11 protein-coding genes are annotated in these 14,264 nt (G+C 74.0%); 7 read left to right on the top strand and 4 right to left on the bottom strand.

All coding sequences use genetic code 11. The features are described from left to right. Positions 1–91: 91 nt before the first annotated feature. On the bottom strand, positions 92–1,735 hold the full coding sequence (locus CXR04_RS25530; RefSeq protein ID WP_442802471.1) for an MFS transporter: 1,644 nt from the start codon (positions 1,733–1,735) through the stop codon (positions 92–94). Between the two features lie 371 nt (positions 1,736–2,106). On the opposite strand from CXR04_RS25530, the gene CXR04_RS25525 reads away from it, so the two are divergent. Further along, on the top strand, positions 2,107–5,619 hold the full coding sequence (locus CXR04_RS25525) for a BTAD domain-containing putative transcriptional regulator (protein ID WP_234380482.1): 3,513 nt from the start codon (positions 2,107–2,109) through the stop codon (positions 5,617–5,619). Between the two features lie 41 nt (positions 5,620–5,660). Here the strand turns inward: CXR04_RS25525 and CXR04_RS25520 are convergent, their stop codons facing one another. After that, positions 5,661–6,800: an MBL fold metallo-hydrolase gene (locus CXR04_RS25520; protein WP_234380481.1), complete on the bottom strand. Its 1,140-nt coding sequence runs from the start codon at positions 6,798–6,800 to the stop codon at positions 5,661–5,663. A gap of 124 nt (positions 6,801–6,924) precedes the next feature. On the opposite strand from CXR04_RS25520, the gene CXR04_RS25515 reads away from it, so the two are divergent. Together CXR04_RS25515 and CXR04_RS25510 are read left to right on the top strand one after the other, a co-directional pair. Continuing rightward, positions 6,925–7,962, top strand: a complete 1,038-nt coding sequence (locus CXR04_RS25515) for an aldo/keto reductase (RefSeq protein WP_101424601.1) — start codon at positions 6,925–6,927, stop codon at positions 7,960–7,962. Between the two features lie 212 nt (positions 7,963–8,174). Beyond that, positions 8,175–8,879 carry a TetR/AcrR family transcriptional regulator gene (locus CXR04_RS25510; RefSeq protein ID WP_101424600.1) on the top strand — a complete coding sequence of 235 codons (705 nt, stop codon included), beginning with the start codon at positions 8,175–8,177 and terminating at the stop codon, positions 8,877–8,879. 28 nt (positions 8,880–8,907) lie between these two features. Here CXR04_RS25510 and CXR04_RS25505 read toward each other — a convergent pair whose 3' ends face one another. Both CXR04_RS25505 and CXR04_RS25500 read right to left on the bottom strand, forming a co-directional pair. Then, on the bottom strand, positions 8,908–9,141 hold the full coding sequence (locus CXR04_RS25505; RefSeq protein ID WP_101424599.1) for a hypothetical protein: 234 nt from the start codon (positions 9,139–9,141) through the stop codon (positions 8,908–8,910). A gap of 231 nt (positions 9,142–9,372) precedes the next feature. Continuing rightward, positions 9,373–10,755 (bottom strand): glycine--tRNA ligase, encoded by a 1,383-nt coding sequence (locus CXR04_RS25500; RefSeq protein WP_101424598.1) that lies wholly within the window; start codon positions 10,753–10,755, stop codon positions 9,373–9,375. Positions 10,756–10,942: 187 nt separating this feature from the next. Here CXR04_RS25500 and CXR04_RS25495 point away from each other — a divergent pair, with 187 nt between their 5' ends. The 4 genes from CXR04_RS25495 (at position 10,943) to CXR04_RS25480 (ending at position 14,179) form a co-directional block, all read left to right on the top strand. Then, positions 10,943–11,965, top strand: coding sequence for a metal ABC transporter substrate-binding protein (locus tag CXR04_RS25495; protein ID WP_199850530.1), 1,023 nt, complete (start codon positions 10,943–10,945; stop codon positions 11,963–11,965). Next, a complete protein-coding gene (locus CXR04_RS25490) occupies positions 11,962–12,762 on the top strand; it encodes a metal ABC transporter ATP-binding protein (RefSeq protein ID WP_199850529.1) in 801 nt (266 codons plus the stop codon). Before CXR04_RS25495 ends, CXR04_RS25490 begins: the two co-directional genes overlap by 4 nt. Further along, a complete protein-coding gene (locus tag CXR04_RS25485) occupies positions 12,762–13,661 on the top strand; it encodes a metal ABC transporter permease (protein ID WP_199850668.1) in 900 nt (299 codons plus the stop codon). The genes CXR04_RS25490 and CXR04_RS25485 overlap by 1 nt, the downstream gene beginning before the upstream one ends. A gap of 98 nt (positions 13,662–13,759) precedes the next feature. Continuing rightward, positions 13,760–14,179 (top strand): Fur family transcriptional regulator, encoded by a 420-nt coding sequence (locus CXR04_RS25480; protein ID WP_101424595.1) that lies wholly within the window; start codon positions 13,760–13,762, stop codon positions 14,177–14,179. Positions 14,180–14,264 lie beyond the last annotated feature (85 nt).

The raw sequence follows: 14,264 nt of genomic DNA, 5'->3' as shown, positions 1-14,264 counted from the left end.
GGGCCCGGGTGACAACGGAGTCGCATGCATCAGGCGGGGCGCGGAGCCCGCGGCGGTACGGGGGCGGGGTACGCCCCCGTACGCCCCCGGCTCACTTCCCCGCGCCCCCGTCTCCGGCACCGGCCCCGACTCCGGCCGCGTCCCCAGCACCGGACCCGACCTCGGCACCGGCACCGGCACCGGCACCGGCCAAGTCCTCGGCTCCGTCCCCGTCTTCCGCGCCGGAACCGGACCCGTCCCCGCCCCCGGCGCCCCCCGCGCCCCGTAGCGCCGTGATCGCCAGCACCGCCACCGACAGCGCCAGCAGCGCGCTGATCACGCCCACCGCCGCGAGACCGCCCGCGAACGCCTCCCGCGCCGCACCCAGCAACTCCGTGCCCCGCTGCCCCGGCAACTCCTCCGCCACCGCCACCGCGCCCGCCAGGGTGTCCCGCGCCGTCTCCGCCGCCGCCTCCGGCGTGCCCTCCGGCAGCCCGCCGCCGACATCCGACCGGTACACCGCCGTGCCCACGCTCCCCAGCACCGCGACGCCCAGCGCCACCCCCAGCTCCGAACTCGTCTCGCTGATCGCCGACGCCGCCCCCGCCTTCTCCGGCGGCGCGGAACCCACCACCATCTCCGTACCCAGCGCCAGCACAGGACCGATACCGGAGTTCACCAGCGCGTACGCCACGACGATCAGCGCGATCGCCCCCGCGTCGCCCGGCTCGACCCTGGTCAGCAGCAGGTACCCCACCGCCGACGCCGCCAGCCCCGCGCCCATCACGGGACCTGGACCGAACCGCCGCGCGAACACCGGCGCCGTCACCGAAGCGGCGATCAGCACCCCCGCGGGCGGCAGCAGCCACAGCCCCGCGCGCAGCGCCGACTGGCCCTCCACCATCTGCAGGTACTGCGTCACGAACAGGTACGTGCCGCTGACCGCGACCGTCCCCACCAGGATGATCAGCAGCGCGCTCCGGAACGACCGGTCGGCGAACAGCCCCAGGTCCAGCAGCGGGTTCGCCAACCGCCGCTGCCTGCGCACGAACAGCGTCCCCGCCGCCACCCCCACGGCGGCGGCCAGCAGCGGCAGCACCGCGAGCCCGTGCGCCAGCTCCTTGATCGCGTACGTCACCGGCAGCATCGTCACCAGCGACAGCACCACGCTCGCCGCGTCCACCCGGCCCGCGTCCGGATCCCGCGACTCCGGCAGCAGCAGCGGCCCCGCCACCAGCAGCAGCACCATCACCGGGATGCCCAGCAGGAAGGCAGAACCCCACCAGAAGTACTCCAGCATCGCGCCGCCCAGCACCGGCCCCAGCGCGACGCCCAGGGAGAACATCGCCGCCCAGATCGCGAACGCCAGCCCCCGCTGCCGCGGGTCGGGGAAGAGATTGCTGATCAGCGAGAGCGTCGACGGCATCAGCGTGGCACCGGCCACGCCCAGCAGCAGCCGGGCGGCGATCAGCGCCTCCGGGGTCGGCGCGTACGCGGCGGCGACGGACGCGGCGCCGAAGGCGGCGGCGCCGATCAGCAGCAGCCGGCGGCGGCCGACGCGGTCGCCGAGGGTGCCCATGGTCACCAGGAAACCGGCGATCATGAAGCCGTAGATGTCGATGATCCACAGCATCTGCGTGTTGCCGGGCTGCAGATCGGCCGCCAGATGCGGCACCGCCAGGTGCAGCACGGAGACGTCGAGGGCGAGGAGGAGGGTGGGCAGGGCCAGCACCGCGAGCCCGGCCCACGCGCGCAGCCCGGCGCCCTCGCCGGGGCCGGCGGCGCCCGTGCCGCCCGCGCCGCCTGGATCGGGGGCGCCGGGGGCGTCGGTGCCGGTGGTGAGGTCGGTGTTCACGGGAATCCCTTCGAGGCGGTCGGGTGGCTCGTCCGGGGGCGCGGCCGATGCGGTTTGGCGCGGCGGGCGATGCGATACGAAGCCGCAGGTCCGAGCCGTTCGGACACGTCCCCCGCTGCTACAGACCCGACTGTGCGACCCGCCTCTCTCGGTCCACTCCAGATCCGCTCCCGGCCGGCGCCCCCGCGCCCGGGAGCGGCCCGCGGCGCACACCGGGTGACGGCCCGGACACGGCGGCGCGGGATGTCAGACCGGCTGCGTACCGTTGACGCATGCGATACGGGATCCTCGGTCCGCTGGCGGTGTGGACGGACGCCGGCGAACCGGTCAAGGTCGCCGAGCGCAAGGTCCGCGCGCTCCTCGCCGACCTGCTGCTGCACGAGGGCCGTACCGTCTCCGCCGGCCGCCTCATCGAGGACCTGTGGCCGCCCGGCAGCCTCCCCGCGAACCCGGCCGCGACGCTCCAGACCCGCGTCTGGCAGTTGCGCCGCGCCCTCGCCGCCGCCGAGCCCGGCGCCCGCGACCTGGTCGTACGCGAACACGGCGGCTACCGCCTCGCCGCGCCCCCCGAATCCGTCGACGCCGGCCGCTTCGCGGCCCTCCTCGCCCGCGCCCGTACGACCGAAGACCCGGAGAAACGGGCGGCGGGACTCCGCGAAGCCCTCGCGCTGTGGCGCGGCGGCGCCTACGAGGACGTCGCCGACCAGGACTTCGCCCGCGCCGAAGTCGCGCGGCTGGAGGAGACCCGGCTCACCGCCGCCGAGGAGCTGGCCCACGCCCGGCTCGCCCTCGGCGAGCACGGCCCCCTCGCCGCCGAACTCGCCGACCTCGTGGACCGCCATCCACTACGGGAACGGCTGCGCGCCGCACACATGACCGCGCTGTACCGGGCGGGCCGGCAGAGCGAAGCCCTCGCCGCCTACGGCGACCTGCGCCGGCACCTGGCCCGCGAACTGGGCCTGGAGCCGGGGCCCGAGGTGGCGGCACTGCAACGCGCGATCCTGGCGCAGGACGCCGCGCTGCTGGCAGGGAGCGCGGAGCCAGCGAGCGCGCGTACCGGGGGCGGCCCGGATAAAGCGGGCGCAGCCGCTGCCGCACCGGGTACGGCGAGCACAACCCCCGGCACACCCGCCCCCGACCCGCCGCCCTCCAACCTCCCCGCGCCCGTCACCGAACTCATCGGCCGCGACCGCGAGCTGACCGACGTACGCAAACTCCTCCACACCGAACGCCTCGTGACCCTCGCCGGCCCCGGCGGCGTCGGCAAGACCCGGCTCGCCCTCGAAGCCGCCGCCCAGGCCCTCACCGACACCCCCGCCGGCCTCCCCGGCGACTTCCCCGACGGCGTATGGCTCGCCGAACTCGCCGGCCGCCGCTGCTACGACGACCCCGCCGACGTCATCGCGCAGGCCCTCGGCGTCCACGACACCGAGGGCCGCCCCACCCACGACGTCCTCGCCGACGCCGTACGCGCCAAACGCCTCCTCCTCGTCCTCGACAACTGCGAGCACCTCGTCGAGGCCGTCGCCCCGCTCGCCGCCCGCCTCCTGCGCGCAGCACCCGGCCTGCGCATCCTCGCCACCAGCCAGGAGCAGTTGGCCATCGCCGGCGAAACCCTCTACGCCGTACCGCCCCTCGACCTCCCCCGCCCCGGCACCCCGCCCGCCCACACCACCGCCGCCGGCACCCCCACCCCGAGCGCCACCGCCCCGAGCGCCACCGCCCCCGCCGCCGAGTGCCTGCACGAGTCCAGCGCCGTACGGCTCTTCCTCGCCCGCGCCGCCGCCGCGGCCCCCGGCTTCCAGCTCGACCCCGGCAACACCGCCGCCGTCGCCGCCATCTGCCGCCGCCTCGACGGCATCCCCCTCGCGCTCGAACTCGCCGCCACCCGCGTCCGCGCCCTCGGCGTCCACCGCCTCGCCGAACGCCTCGACGACAGGTTCCGCGTCCTCGCCGCCGCGGGCACCCGCAGGGACGCGCCCGAACGGCAGCGCACACTCCGCGCGACGATCGCCTGGAGCTGGGAACTCCTCACCCCCGCGGAACAGGCCGTCCTGCGCCGGCTCTCCGTCTTCGCCGCCGGCACCACCCTGCCCGCCGCCGAAGCCGTCTGCGCCGGAACGGACATCGCCCCCGCCGACGTCGCCGACCTCCTCGCCCGCCTCGTCGACCGCTCCCTCGTCGTCACCGCCCCCGGGCCCGAAGGCCCCCGCTACGGGCTGCTGGAATCGGTCGCCGCCTACGCCCTGGAGGAACTGACCGCCGCAGGCGAACACCCCCGCGCGCTACGCCACCACGCCACCCACTACACCGGCCTCGCCGAGCGCGCCGCCCCCCACCTCTACACCCGCACCCAGACACGCTGGCTCACCGTCCTCGACGCCGAGGCGGCCAACCTGCGCCGCGCCCTGGACACCGCCACCACGACGGGCGCCGCCGCCCTGGCGCTGCGCCTGGCGAACGCGCTGGCGTGGTACTGGTTCCTGCGCGGCCGCCACCGCGAAGGCACAAGAGCGCTGACGCGCGCGCTGGAAGCGGCGAGGACCGCGGAGGCGGGCGGCGGGGCGGACGCCCCGGGTGGCGGGGACGTGCCCGGCGCCGCTCGGCTCGCCACCGGTGCCACCTGGCACGCCGGTTTCACCCTGCTCGACGCCACTGCCCGCCCCCCGCGCAGCGGCGGGACCCGCGGCAGCGGGGAGTACGTACCCAGGGAAACCCACGACAGCGGCGGCCCCGGTCAGCAGCCGGCCAGTACCGGCGACCACACCGCCCCCCGGGACGCCGACACCCGGGCGGTGTGGTTCCTCGCCTTCGCCGAGGCCAACTTCGGCAGCATCCCCCGCGCCGCGGTGTTCGCCGACCGGGCGCTGGGCGACTTCCGTACCCGCGGGGACCGCTGGGGCGAAGCCGCCGCGCTCGTCGTCATGGCGACCGTGGCGCTCTTCCGCGGCGAACTGGCCGCGCTCGCACAGAACTCCGCGACCGCCGCCCGTATCTTCGACGAACTGGGCGAGGACTGGGGCCGCCTCGAAGCAGGCGAGGCCATGGCCGAGCACGCCGAGATCACCGGCGACTACGCGCGCGCCGCGCGCCTGCACCGCGACGACGCCCGCCGGGCGGAGGAACTCGGCCTGTGGGCCCAGCAGTCGTACCGCCTCACCGGGCTCGGGCGGATCACGATGCTCACCGGCGACCTGGCCGAGTCGCGGCGGCTGCACGAGCGGGCCATGGCGCTGGCCGTCGCGCACTTCGACCCGGTCGGCGAGGAGTTCGCGGAGATCGGCCTCGGCATGGTCGCGCGCAGGGCCGGACGGCCCGAGGCGGCCGAGGCGCATCTGCGCCCGTGGCTGACGTGGTGGCGGGGACTCGACTGCTCCGCGGCTCCGCGCGGGGTGGCGCTGATCGCGGCGGAGTTGGGCTTCATCGCCGAGCAGCGCGGCGACGTCGAGGAGGCGCGTGCCCTCCAGCGCGAGGGGCTGGCCGCGGCGCTCGCCTCGGAGGACCCGCGGGCCGCCGCGCTGGCGCTGGAGGGCCTGGCGGGCGTCGAGACGCTCACCGGCAACCACGTGCCCGCCGCCCGCCTCCTCGGCACCGCCGCCGCCCTCCGCACGGCGGCGGGCGCCCCGCTGCCGACGGCGGAACGGGGCGACGTGGACCGCATCACGACCCGCGCCACGGCCGCCCTGGGCCGGAAAGCCTTCGCCGAGGCACACGAAGAGGGCCAAGAGATGCCACTGCCGTCCCACCCCGCAACCCGCCAACCCCCGCCCGCAACCGTGCCCTAGCCCCACGGGTCCGGCACCCCGCCGCCCCGCGCCCGCTCCCCCTACTGCTCCGTCGCGGGGCTCGGCTTCGCCGGGGCCTGGCGGCCGCCCCCCGGCTGGGGGCTGCGCTCGGGGGCGGCGATCTCCTGCCACCACGGGGTCGTCGGCAGCGTCTGCGCCGACGGCTCGAAGGGCTCGCCCGGGCGGGGGATCGCCGCGCGGACGTCCGCTGCCGCCGCCGCGGCGGCGGTGCGCTCCGCGGGCTCCTCCCAGCGGTGCGGGGCGAGGTTGAACGTGCCCCAGTGGATCGGCAGCAGCACCCCGCCGCGCAGGTCGAGATGGGCCCGTACGCCCTCCTCCGGGGTCATGTGGATGTCCGGCCAGTACTCGCTGTACGCGCCGATCTGCACCATCGCCGCGTCGAACGGGCCGTGTTCCGCGCCGATGCCGGCGAAGCCGGGGAAGTAGCCGGTGTCGCCGCTGTGGAACACCCGGTGCTCCGGGCCGCGGACGGACCAGGACGCCCACAGCGTGCGCTGCTTGTTGCGGATGCCGCGGCCGCAGAAGTGGCGGGCGGGCGTCGCGGTGAGGGTCAGGCCCGCGGCCTCGGTGGACTCGTTCCAGTCCAGTTCGGCGATGCGGTCCTGCGGCACTCCCCAGCGCTCCAGGTGCGCGCCGACGCCCAGGGGGACGGCGAAGAGCACGTCGGGGGCGACCGCCTTGCGGAGTTCGCGGACGGTCGACATGTCGAGGTGGTCGTAGTGGTCGTGGGAGATGACGACCGCGTCGAGCGGGCCGAGTTCGCCGGTCGGCAGCGGTACGCGGTGGAAGCGGCGCGGGCCGGCGAAGGAGAAGGGCGAACAGCGCTCGCCGAAGACCGGGTCGAAGAGGACGCGGCGGCCGTCGATCTCGGCGAGGACGGTGGCGTGGCCGAGCCAGGTCAGGCGCAGCCCGTCGGCGGGCGGGGCGGACAGGTCGGGGCGCTGCACGGGGATGGGGCCCGCGGGCTTGCGGCCGTCGCGGCGGAGCAGGGCGCGGAACATCTCACCGCGGGAACCGGCGCCGGGCTGCGGGCCGATGCCTGCGGGGACGGGGTTGCGGAAGGCGCCGGCCTCCGGGTCGTAGTTCGGCGAGTTGAGAATCCGCGCCAGCCGGGCACCAGCCGGCTCGGCGCCGAACGACGCGGGGCGAACTCGACGCATGGGCTACTCCTCGGTCTCGGACTGTGGGGTCAACGGCGGCGGGGACGGCGGTGTTCCGGATCACGTGAGAATGTAGCGCTGACAGATTTTGACATCTGTTATCTGTCATTCCATACTTGTCGCCATGACTTCGATCCCGACTCGCCCCCTCGGCACCACCGGCCCCCGCGTCTCCGCCCTCGGCCTCGGCTGCATGGGCATGTCCGCCCTCTACGGGCCCGTTGACCGCAAGGAGTCCATCGCCACCATCCACGCCGCCCTCGACGCCGGCGTGACCCTCCTCGACACCGGCGACTTCTACGGCATGGGCCACAACGAGCTGCTCATCCGCGACGCCCTCGCCGCCCGCCCCGGCAGCCGCGACCAGGCCGTCGTCAGCGTCAAGTTCGGCGCCCTGCGCGACCCCGCCGGCGGCTTCCTCGGCTACGACGGCCGGCCCGCCGCCGTGAAGAACTTCGCCGCGTACTCGCTGCAGCGCCTCGGCACCGACCACATCGACGTCTACCGGCTCGCCCGTCTCGATCCCGACGTGCCCGTCGAGGAGACCGTCGGCGCGGTGCAGGAGCTGATCGACGCCGGCTACGTGCGGCATATCGGGCTCTCCGAGGTCGGCGCGGAGACCGTGCGCCGGGCCGCGGCCACCGCGCCGGTCGCCGATCTCCAGATCGAGTACTCGCTGATCTCCCGCGGCATCGAGGACGAGATCCTGCCCGTCTGCCGCGAGCTGGGCGTCTCCGTCACCGCGTACGGCGTGCTCTCCCGCGGCCTGATCAGCGGGCACATGACCCGCGAGAGCGTGCAGGGGATGGGCGCGCAGGACTTCCGGGCGCACTCCCCGCGGTTCGCCGCCGAGAACATCGACCGGAACCTGGCGCTCGTCGACGCGCTGCGGCGGGTCGCGGACGACAAGGGGGTGACGGTCGCGCAGATCGCCATCGCCTGGGTGCTCGGCCGCGGCGAGGACATCGTGCCGCTCGTCGGTGCACGGCGCCGCGACCGGCTCGCGGAGTCCCTCGGCGCCCTGGACGTGGTGCTGGACGCGGCGGATCTGGCCGCGATCGAGGAGGCGGTGCCGGCGGGCGCGGCGGCCGGGGAGCGGTACGCGCCGGAGCAGATGGCGATGCTGGACAGCGAGCGGACGAGCGGTACGGCCGGCGCGTAGCCCACGGCGATACGGCCGACGCGCAGCCGGGTGCCGCCGCCGGTCCCCCGGTCCCCCGCCCCCGGCCCGAGCCCGTGCCACCCCCGCCCCGAGCCCGTGCCGCCGCCGGGAGGGCCGGGGTCCGGCGGCGGGTGTGTCGTTGTCGGCGGCGGCTGCGAAGCTGGTAGCAGAGCCGACGCCAGTCGGGAGAGCCCGAGAGCCGGAGAGCGCCGATGCCGCCCGAGACCCTGACCCCCGAGCACATCCTCGAAGCCACGGAGGACGTGCTGCGCCGCTATGGTCCGGCGAAGGCCACGGTGGTGGACGTGGCGCGGGTGCTGGGGGTGAGCCACGGCTCGGTGTACCGGCATTTTCCGAGCAAGGCGGCGCTGCACGCGGCGGTGGCGGCGCGGTGGCTGGACCGGACGTCGGCGGCGCTGGAGAAGGTCGCGGCGGCGGAGGGTCCCGCGGATGTGCGGTTGCGGCGGTGGCTGGCGGAGTTGTTCGACGCGAAGCGGGACAAGGCGCATGCCGATCCGGAGATGTTCGCGACGTACATGGCGCTGATCGGCGACAGCGGCTCCGCGGCCCGTACGGGCCCGGCTGCCGGCGCGGCGGCGGGGGCGGCGGGCGCGGCGACGGTGGCGGGTGTGGTGGCGCGGCATATCGCGGAGCTGACGGGGCAGTTGACGCTGATCCTGGAGGACGGGGTGCGTCAGGGGGTGTTGTCGGTGCCGCCGGCCGTGGCGGCGGGGGATGCGGAGGGGACGGCGGTGGCGCAGGCGGCGCGGCGTTCGGTGGAGGGGGTGGCGCGGGCGGTGTTCGATGCGACGCGCCGGTTCCATGATCCGGCGTTTGCGCCGGACTGGGAGGAGCCGGGGGTGGCGGCGGAGTTCGCGCTGGTGGTGGATGTGGTGGTGCGGGGTCTACGTCCCTGACGCGGGTGCTGCGCCCCTGAGGTGGCCGCTACGTCCCTGACGCGGGCGGCGCACCGTCGTTGGATCCGGTTCCGGCGGCGGCTTCGTGTGCTTCCGCGAGGTGTTCTTCTGCTTTGAGCCAGGGCAGGAACTGGGCGGCTCTGGTCCAGTCGCAGCTTTCGCAGCGGAGTGTGCGCCGGGCGCCGGCGCCGGTGACGTGGACGGTGTGTTCGTGGCCGTCGGGGTCGGTGGCGGTGACCCGGCTGGTGGCCCTCGCGTGCATGGCGCGCCTCCTGCTGCTGCTTGTTCGTGCTGTGCGTGGCTCCTTCTGGCCTGGCGGTGGGGCTCAGTGTGCAGCAAGGGGCCCGCGTGCCGCAGCTTGCTGGGCGGATTCCGTACGGTCTGCGCACGCGGCTCCCGTGCGGTCCTGGCTCGCGGTTTCCGTGCGGTCCGCGCATACGGCGACGGCGCCCCCCCCCGGCCGGGGGGGCGCCGTCGTGGTGTGGCGGGTGGGTCAGCAGCCGAGGAGGCGGCCGCCGAGGTAGGTGCCGACCTGGTCGAGGGAGACGCGCTCCTGCTTCATGGTGTCGCGTTCGCGGACGGTGACGGCGTTGTCGTCGAGGGTGTCGAAGTCGACGGTGATGCAGTAGGGGGTGCCGATTTCGTCCTGGCGGCGGTAGCGGCGGCCGATGGCGCCGGCGTCGTCGAACTCGATGTTCCAGTGGCCGCGGAGGTCGGCGGCGAGGCCCTTGGCCTTGGGGGAGAGTTCGGGGTTGCGGGAGAGGGGCAGGACGGCGGCCTTGACGGGGGCGAGGCGGGGGTCGAGGCGCATGACGGTGCGCTTTTCCATCTTGCCCTTGGCGTTGGGGGCTTCGTCTTCGACGTAGGCGTCGAGCATGAAGGCGAGCATGGTGCGGCCGACGCCGGCGGCGGGTTCGATGACGAAGGGGGTCCAGCGTTCGCCGGCTTCCTGGTCGAAGAAGGAGAGGTCCTGGCCGGAGGCGGCGGAGTGGGCCTTGAGGTCGAAGTCGGTGCGGTTGGCGATGCCTTCGAGTTCGCCCCACGTGCTTCCGGCGAAGTCGAAGCGGTACTCGATGTCGACGGTGCGCTTCGAGTAGTGGGAGAGCTTGTCCTTGGGGTGGTCGAACCAGCGGAGGTTGGCTTCCTGCATGCCGAGGCCGGTGTACCAGTTCCAGCGCTGCTGCATCCAGTACTCGTGCCAGGTCTCGTCTTCGCCGGGCTTGACGAAGAACTCCATCTCCATCTGCTCGAACTCGCGGGTGCGGAAGATGAAGTTGCCGGGGGTGATCTCGTTGCGGAAGGACTTCCCGGTCTGGGCGATGCCGAAGGGGGGCTTCTTCCGGGACGAGGTCTGGACCTGCATGAAGTTGGTGAAGATGCCCTGGGCGGTTTCGGGGCGCAGGAAGGTCTCCGAGCCGGCGTCCTGGGTGGGGCCGAGGTGGGTGGAGAGGAGGCCGGAGAACTGCTTGGGCTCGGTGAAGCCGCCCTTGTTGCCGCAGTGGGGGCAGTTGATGTCGGCGAGGCCGCCGGTGGGGGGGTGGCCGTGCTTGGCCTCGTATGCCTCTTCGAGGTGGTCGGCGCGGAAGCGCTTGTGGCAGGAGGTGCATTCGGTGAGGGGGTCGGTGAAGGTGGCGACGTGACCGGATGCTTCCCAGACCTCGCGGGCGAGGATGACGGAGGAGTCGAGGCCGACGACGTCGTCGCGGGAGGTGACCATGTGGCGCCACCACTGGCGCTTGATGTTCTCCTTGAGCTCTACGCCGAGGGGGCCGTAGTCCCAGGCGGCGCGCTGGCCGCCGTAGATCTCGCTGCACGGGTAGACGAAGCCACGGCGCTTGCTCAGGCTGACGATGGTGTCGATCTTGTCGGCGGCCACGGTGCTCTCTTCATTACGACGACGAAGCGGTGCTCCAGGTTACCGGCGGCGGTGCCCTTGGTTTCAAATCGGGGGGCGGGCGGGGCGGAGGCATGGGGGGCGGCGGGCCGCCCCGGGGTGGTCCCGCGGTGGGCCGGAGGGTACCGCCCGTAAATATTTTTGACAATCGTTTCCATCTTTGATGAAAATGAGTGTCATGAGAGCTTCCCGCCGGTCCATATCCGGTCTCACCCCCGCCGCCGCCGCGGCGCTGTCCGCGGCCGCGCTGCTGGCCCTGTCCGCCTGCGGCGACGGGGCTTCGGGCACCACGACGGAGGACGGCAGGCTGCGGGTGACCGCGTCGTTCTATCCGATGCAGTTCCTGGCCGAGGAGATAGGCGGCGAGAACGCGGAGGTCTCGACGCTGACGAAGCCGGGGACGGAGCCGCACGATCTGGAGCTGAGCCCGCGGCAGACGGGGGACCTCGCGGACGCGGGGCTGATCGTCTATCTGAAGGACATGCAGCCGGCGGTGGACGAGGCCATCGAGCAGTCGGGCGCGGAGCATGTCGTGGAGGCGTCGGAGTTCACGTCGCTGGAGAAGCACGGCGGCGAGGAGGAAGGCGACGGCCACGCGCAGGACGACGGGGGCCACGCGGAGGAGGAGGCCGACGGCGGTCACGAGGGGCACGGCCACGGCGGCGAGGGGGGGACGGATCCGCACATCTGGCTGGACCCGGTGCGCTACGCGGAGGTCGCCGAGGGCGTCGGCAAGGCGATGGCGGAGGCGGACCCGGACCACGCGAAGGCGTACGAGAAGAACGCCGCGGAGCTGGCGGACCGGCTGCGGCAGTTGGACGGGAAGTTCGCCGCGGGGCTGGAGAACCGGGGTACGGACACGTTCATCACGACGCACGCCGCGTTCGGCTACATCGCCGACCGCTACGGCCTGGTGCAGGAGTCGATCAAGGGGCTGAGCCCGGAGTCGGAGCCGAGCGCGGCGCGGATGCAGCAGTTGCAGGACATCGCGGCGGACGACGGGGTGACGACGGTGTTCTTCGAGACGCTGGTCAGCGACAAGACGGCGCGCACCCTCGCGGGTGACCTGGGTCTGGAGACGGATGTGCTCGACCCGATCGAGGGCGTGACGGACAAGTCCAGGGGTGACGACTACTTCGAGATCATGGAGGCGAACCTCGGGGCGCTGCAGAAGGCGCTGGGGGCGAAGTGAGCGGGGTCTCGGCGGAGGGAGCGGGTGTGGAGCCGGTGGTGAGTCTGCGCGGTGCGCGCGCGTCGCTGGGCGGGCGCGCGGTGCTGGGCGGGGTGGATCTGGCGGTGGGCCGCGGCGAGGTGGTGGCGCTGCTGGGGGCGAACGGTTCGGGGAAGTCGACGACGGTGCGGGCCGTGGTGGGCCGGGTGCCGCTGGCGTCGGGTGAGCTGGAGTTGTTCGGGACGCCGCTGGGGCGGTTCCGTGAGTGGCGGCGGATCGGGTACGTGCCGCAGCGTTCGACGGCGGCGTCCGGGGTGCCGGCGTCGGTGCGGGAGGTGGTGTCGTCCGGGCGTCTTTCGCGGTCGCGGCTGCGGCCGCTGGGGCGGGCGGACCGGGCGGCGGTGGACCGGGCGCTTGAGGTGGTGGGTCTCGCGGACCGGGCGAAGGAGTCGGTGAATCGTTTGTCCGGCGGGCAGCACCAGCGGGTGCTGATCGCGCGGGCGCTGGCGGCGGAGCCGGAGTTGCTGATCATGGACGAGCCGCTGGGCGGGGTGGATCTGCCGAGCCAGCGGATTCTGGCGGAGGCGCTGGCCGGGCAGGTGGATGGCGGGGCGTCGGTGTTGCTGGTGCTGCACGAGCTGGGGCCGCTGCAGCCGCTGATCGACCGTACGGTCGTGCTGGGCGACGGTCTGGTGGTGCGGGAGTACGGGCGCGGGGAGGCGGATGCGGCAGCGCAGGTGCACGATCTGGCGTGCCATCCGCACCCGGGCGGTGCGGGCGAGCCGGCCGCGGCGGACAGGACGGGGCTGCTGACATGATGCTGGAGTTCCTGGAGCCGCCGTTCATGCAGCGGGCGCTGCTGGCGGCGCTGCTGGTGGGGATCGCGGCGCCGGCGGTGGGCATCTATCTGGTGCAGCGCCGGCAGGCGATCATGGGTGACGGTATCGGGCATGTGGCGCTGACGGGGGTGGCGCTGGGGTTCCTGCTGAACACGAGCCCGGTGTGGACGGCGGTGCTGGTGGCGGCGGCGGGCGCGGTGGCGATGGAGCTGATCCGCTCGTACGGGCACACGCGCGGTGATCTGGCGCTGGCGATGCTCTTCTACGGGGGCATGGCGGGCGGTGTGCTGCTGATCAATCTGGCGCCGAACGGGTCGACGGCGAATCTGACCACGTATCTGTTCGGTTCGGTGACGACGGTGTCGGATTCCGATGTGACGGCGATCCTGTGGCTGTCGGTGTTCGTGCTGCTGGTGACGCTGGGTTTGCGGCGGCAGTTCTTCGCGATCTGCCAGGACGAGGAGTTCGCGAAGGTCACGGGGCTGCCGGTGCGGTCGCTGAACCTGCTGCTCGCGGTGACGGCGGCGGTGACGGTGACGGTGGCGATGCGGGTCGTGGGGCTGCTGCTGGTCAGTGCGCTGATGGTGATTCCGGTGGCGGCGGCCCAGCAGGCGACGCGCGCGTTCGCGGCGACGCTGGCGCTGGCGGTGGCGATGGGGGTGGTGACGACGCTGTCGGGGACGGTGTTCTCGTACTACGTGGACGTGCCGCCGGGGGCGACGATCGTACTGTTTGCGCTCGGGCTGTTTTTGCTGGTCACGGCGTTGGCGGTGCCGTTGGCGAGGCTGCGTTCGCGGTCGGGTGGCGCGGCGGTGGCCGGGGCCGGGGGGCCGGTCGCGGCGGGGCCGGGTGAGCGGGTCGGAGGTGGGGCGCGGTGAGGACGGCTGCGGCGGCTGTGTCCGTTTCCGCGGGTGCTGCTGGCACAATGGCGGCTCGTGGGGCGGACAGGGCTTCGAGCGAGCAGCAGGAGGCAAGGGTGACGACCGCAGGTCCCCCGGTACGCGGCCGGTCGACGCGTCAGCGGGCGGCGGTGGCCGCGGCGCTGGCGGAGGTCGACGAGTTCCGCAGCGCCCAGGAGCTGCACGACATGCTGCGGCATCGCGGCGAGTCGGTGGGGCTGACGACGGTGTACCGGACGCTGCAGTCGCTGGCGGACGCGGGCGACGTGGACGTGCTGCGGACGACGGAGGGTGAGGCGGTGTACCGCCGGTGCAGCACCGGTGAGCACCATCACCATCTGGTGTGCCGGGTGTGCGGCAAGGCGGTGGAGGTCGACGGTCCCGCGGTGGAGCGCTGGGCGGAGTCGATCGCCTCGGAGCACGGGTTCGTGGACGTGGCGCACACCGTGGAGGTCTTCGGTACGTGCGCGGAGTGCGCGGCGCAGGCGCGGGACTGACCGCGGCGGTACGGGTACGGGCGCGCCGTGCGCGCCGCGGCCCGCGGTGCGGGGGCACCACCCGGGTCGTACGGGACCTGTTTTG

Origin of the sequence: Streptomyces sp. CMB-StM0423, assembly GCF_002847285.1 — a bacterium.
GTDB lineage: Bacteria > Actinomycetota > Actinomycetes > Streptomycetales > Streptomycetaceae > Streptomyces.
Note: the sequence above shows the minus strand (reverse complement) of the source record. Positions and strands in the feature narration are given on the sequence as shown.

Excerpts from the sequence above, each read along its gene's own strand:
- CXR04_RS25505 (WP_101424599.1), bottom strand. The coding sequence starts at position 9,141 with ATGCACGCGAGGGCCACCAGCCGGGTCACCGCCACCGACCCCGACGGC.
- CXR04_RS25515 (WP_101424601.1), top strand. The coding sequence starts at position 6,925 with ATGACTTCGATCCCGACTCGCCCCCTCGGCACCACCGGCCCCCGCGTC.
- CXR04_RS25495 (WP_199850530.1), top strand. The coding sequence starts at position 10,943 with ATGAGTGTCATGAGAGCTTCCCGCCGGTCCATATCCGGTCTCACCCCC.
- CXR04_RS25510 (WP_101424600.1), top strand. The coding sequence starts at position 8,175 with ATGCCGCCCGAGACCCTGACCCCCGAGCACATCCTCGAAGCCACGGAG.
- CXR04_RS25520 (WP_234380481.1), bottom strand. The coding sequence starts at position 6,800 with ATGCGTCGAGTTCGCCCCGCGTCGTTCGGCGCCGAGCCGGCTGGTGCC.
- CXR04_RS25525 (WP_234380482.1), top strand. The coding sequence starts at position 2,107 with ATGCGATACGGGATCCTCGGTCCGCTGGCGGTGTGGACGGACGCCGGC.
- CXR04_RS25485 (WP_199850668.1), top strand. The coding sequence starts at position 12,762 with ATGCTGGAGTTCCTGGAGCCGCCGTTCATGCAGCGGGCGCTGCTGGCG.